Annotated in this window: 4 protein-coding genes; all 4 read right to left on the reverse strand. The window is 72.7% G+C overall.

The genetic code is table 11. The features are described from left to right. Positions 1-319: 319 nt before the first annotated feature. Positions 320-1,663: a TrkH family potassium uptake protein gene (locus tag V7050_RS19060; protein WP_324368466.1), complete on the reverse strand. Its 1,344-nt coding sequence runs from the start codon at positions 1,661-1,663 to the stop codon at positions 320-322. 10 nt (positions 1,664-1,673) lie between these two features. Beyond that, positions 1,674-2,333: a potassium channel family protein gene (locus tag V7050_RS19065; protein ID WP_324368468.1), complete on the reverse strand. Its 660-nt coding sequence runs from the start codon at positions 2,331-2,333 to the stop codon at positions 1,674-1,676. Positions 2,334-2,629: 296 nt separating this feature from the next. Beyond that, positions 2,630-3,637: an asparaginase gene (locus V7050_RS19070; protein WP_324368470.1), complete on the reverse strand. Its 1,008-nt coding sequence runs from the start codon at positions 3,635-3,637 to the stop codon at positions 2,630-2,632. Next, a partial coding sequence (locus V7050_RS19075) for a sigma-70 family RNA polymerase sigma factor (RefSeq protein WP_324411042.1) occupies positions 3,630-4,056 on the reverse strand: 427 nt, incomplete at its 5' end. The genes V7050_RS19070 and V7050_RS19075, both read right to left, overlap by 8 nt.

Consider the following 4,056-nt stretch of genomic DNA (forward strand, 5'->3'; position numbering starts at 1 on the left):
GCCGGCGCGGCCCGATCGCCACGGGTCGATCGGGCTGGGGACACCCTGGCCGCGGAAGGAACAGGAGTCGACAGCGAGGGCCGCTGGCATGATCTGCGCGCGCCTCTGCCTGGGCGGGCGCATTTGTCGCGCCTGCCGTCACGGGGAACGGGCGTCTGCCCGAAGCGATCATCCGGAGGCCGTATCACCTGCCAAATCCGCGAGGGGAAGGCGGTATCGCCACGGGGAAACTGGCGCCGGTCCGAGCGGTCAACCGGGGGCCACATGACCCGCTCGCCGACCAATCGATCTGCAGCATGGTCGCGGCCCCGCCCGCCGCTCAGCCGAGATAGACCTCGGTCGGCGGGTAGCGTACTCGCGCCGGCTGGCGGGTGGCGAGAAAGAAGCCCAGCGTGAGCGGCCCGACCCGGCCGACGAACATGATCACGATGATCACCGCCCGGCCGAAGCCGTCGAGATCGCCGGTGAAGCCGCGGCTGAGCCCGACGGTTCCGAAGGCGCTGGCGACCTCGAAGGCGATGTCGATGAACTCGCCCTGGTGGCTCAGGGTGAGCAGGAACACGCCCGTGAAGACCACCACGACGCTGATCGCCGTCAGCGCCATCGCCTTGAGCGCCTGGTCGAGCGCGATCGAGCGGCCGAAGGCATGCATCTCGGTCTGGCGGCGGAAGAAGGCGACCGTCGCCAGCAGCATCACGATGATGGTGGTGACCTTGATGCCGCCGCCGGTCGAGGTCGGACCGGCCCCGATCAGCATCAGCGCCATGAAGAGCGTCGTGGTGCTGTCCTCGAGCGCGGCGATGTCGAGGGTGTTGAAGCCCGCGGTGCGCGGCGTCACCCCCTGGAACCAGCTCGCGAGCAGCTTCTCGCCGGTCCCGAGCGGACCGAGGGTTGCGGGGTTGCGCCATTCCAGCGCGGCGAAGATCGCCACCGACCCGACGATCAGCACCGCGGTTCCGAGCAGCATCAGCTTGGCGTGCAGCGAGTAGCGCCGCCAGCTCCGCACCCGCACGAGCTCGGTCAGCACCCCGTAGCCGAGCCCGCCGATGATGAAGAGCGCGGGCAGCGAGAGATTGACGAGCGAATCCCCGGCCCAGGGCAGGAGGCCGCCCGGAAGGCTGGAGAAACCGGCGTTGTTGAAGGCCGAGACCGCCTGGAAGAGCGCGTGCCAGAGGCCCCCGGCGAGGCCGTGGACCGGGACGAAGGCCAGGGCCAGCACCGCCGTGCCCGCCAGCTCGCAGATCAGCACCACCCGCAGGATCACCCGGACCAGCCGCAGCACCTCGCCGATCGAGGTCTGGTTGAGATCCTCGCGCAGGAAGCTCGAATGCGTCAGCCCCACCGGCAGCCCGAGCGCCGAGAGCACCAAGACCGAGAAGGTCATCAGCCCCAGCCCGCCGAGCTGGATGAGCACCGCGACGATGCCCTGGCCCGGTAGGGTGAGGTGCTCCGCGACGTCGATCACGCCCAGGCCCGTCACCGTCACCGCCGAGGCGGCAGTGAAGAGCGCGTCGCCCCAGCCGAAGGGCAGCGCCTGCGCGGCGGGCAGCATCAGGCCGAGCGTGCCGAGGCCGATCAGCGCGGCATAGAGCGCCGCCAGCACCAGCGGCGGCGGCGCCTGCACGGCCGTGCGCATCAGCCGTCGCTTGAGGGGTGTCGCCATGCCCGCCCGGTCAGAAGGTGGCGCCGAGCCGCCGCAGGTCGGGCCGGGTGCCGAGAACCAGCATCTTGTCGCCGGTGCGCAGCGCGAAATCCGGCGCCGTGCCGCAGAATTCGGTGCCGCGCATCACGCCGAGCAGGCGCAGACCGAACGCGTCCTCCAGCGACAATGACCCGACGCTCCGGCCGTCGAACTTGGCCGGGACCTGGAAATCCACCACCAGATAGCCGTTGCCGATGCTCACGTAGTCGCGCACGGCAGGATTGTGCAGCATCTGCGCCACGTGGCGGCCGTAATCCTGCTCGGGCCGGATCACCCGGTCGGCGCCGAGCTTGCTGAGGATGCGGTGGTGGGTGCGGTCCCGGGCCTTGGCCCAGATGATGTCGCAGCCGATCAGCCGCGCGTTCATGGTGCTGAGGATGCTCGCCTCGACGTTCTCGCCGATGGCGACGACCACCGCGCCGAAGCGGTCGAGCCCGGCCTCGCGCAACGCGTCCTCGTCGCTGGCGTCGAGGATCTTCGCCTCGGCGATCTCGTCGGCGATATGGCCGACCCGCGCGGGATCGCTGTCGATGCCGAGCACGTAGCCGTCGAGCCGCGCCAGTTCCGCCGCCACGGTGCTGCCGAAGGAGCCGAGGCCGATCACCGCGAAGCTGCGCGCCCTGTCTGCCACCTGCCCCTGCCCGTGAAGTGCGGGGCGAACGATACCGGGCGGGCCGCGCGAGTCAATCCGAGGCGGCCGACCCGGGCGGGTGATCGCATTTGGGGCCCATTTTTCCCCGGACGACCGTTTCGCCACAAGACGAGGGCAGCGCCCGGCCCCCGGGCGGAAGCGAAGCGCCCGCGTCGTGCCGCAGGCACGCCTTCGGCGTGACGGGGCGGGACGGGATGGTGACGCTGGCCTGCCCCTGAGCTCGGGAGACCGGGGTCGCTTTGCCGGATGCACGGCCCTGCCGGCCCGCAACGCCATCAGAGCGGCGCGCCCTCCTGCCAGAGATCCGGGCCGGGGCGGATGCTGCCGACGACCTCGCCGCGCCGGCTCTGCACCGGCGGCGCCAGGCGGCGCGCCACCAGCGGGTCGCCGGCCTCGAGCACGCCCAGCCGCACCAGCAGCGCAGCGATGGCGCATTCGTTGGCCCGCCGCGCACCGTCCTCGATCTTGAGCGCCACCCCGAGGCCGCGCTCGGGCAGGACCGCCACATAGACCGCCTCGGCGCCGAGCTTGACCGCGGCCCGGCCGCCCGCGGCCGCCATGAGCTCCGAGCAGGCCCGGCCCTCGCCGGCCACCAGGAGCGGATGCGCCAGCATCGCCGCCACCAGCCGCCGCGCCGCCTGCTCGCGGGCACGCCCCAGCCCGCGCGGATCGGCCAAGCGCGCCATCGCATGCGCCAGCCCGTGCAGCGTGGTGGCGAAATTCGGCGCCGAGCAGCCGTCGATGCCGAAGCCGGGGCTCTCGAGGCCGCACATCTCCTCGAAGGCGGCGCGCACCGCGCGCTGCACCGGATGCTCGGGATCGACGTAATCCGGGCCGCCGCCAAGACGGCGGCCGAGGGTCAGGAAGCCGGCATGCTTGCCCGAGCAATTGTTGTGCAGCTGGCAGGGCGGCTCGAAGGCCTCGCGCAGCCGGCCGCGCTCGGTGCGGTCCTCGGGCGCCTGAGTGCCGCAGCGCAGGTCGGCCTCGCCCAGGCCCATCGCCTCGAGCCATTGCGCGACGCGGCCCACATGCATCGCCGCGCCCACATGCGAGGCGCAGGCCAGCGCGAGCTGCTCGGAGGTCAGATCGGCCCCGGCGCCGCTCTCGAGAAGCGGCAGCGCCTGCAGCATCTTGCAGGAGGACCGCGGCAGGATCACCCGCTCGGGATCGCCCCAGGCGGCGCGGATGCCGCCGCCGGCGTCGCAGATCACCGCATGCCCGCGGTGCCGGGATTCCGGGATCGGCCCGCGCCAGACCTCGGCCAGCACCACGGCGTCATTCATCTCCGAACTCCCCCGCCAGGTCCTCGCCGATCGCCTCGCGCAGATGGCCGAAGGCCAGCCGGATGCGCGACTTCACCGTGCCGACGGGCAGGTCCAGCCGCGCCGCGATCTCGCCGTGGCTCAACCCCTCGTAGAAGGCCGCCACCAGCACCCGGCGCTGCTCGGGCGCGAGGCCGGCGAGGCCCGCGCGCAGCCGCGCCTCGCGCTCCGCGGCGGAGATCCGCGCGACGCCCCCGGGCTCGGGATCCGGCCGGAAGAGCGGGTCCTGCGGATCCGGCTCGGGCCGGCGCGCCCGGCGCACCAGGTCGATGCGGCGGTTCCGGGCGATGGGGAAAAACCAAGGCCCCGCCCCCCCCCCCCCGGGATCCAAGCTCGCCGCGCCGCGCCAGAACCCCCCCATCACCCCCTGCCCGATCTCC

The sequence above is a fragment of the Amaricoccus sp. genome (genome assembly GCF_036846665.1).
In the GTDB taxonomy this organism is placed as follows: domain Bacteria; phylum Pseudomonadota; class Alphaproteobacteria; order Rhodobacterales; family Rhodobacteraceae; genus Amaricoccus.

Coding starts and splice junctions, on each gene's coding strand:
- V7050_RS19060 (WP_324368466.1), bottom strand. CDS start 1,663: ATGGCGACACCCCTCAAGCGACGGCTGATGCGCACGGCCGTGCAGGCG.
- V7050_RS19070 (WP_324368470.1), bottom strand. CDS start 3,637: ATGAATGACGCCGTGGTGCTGGCCGAGGTCTGGCGCGGGCCGATCCCG.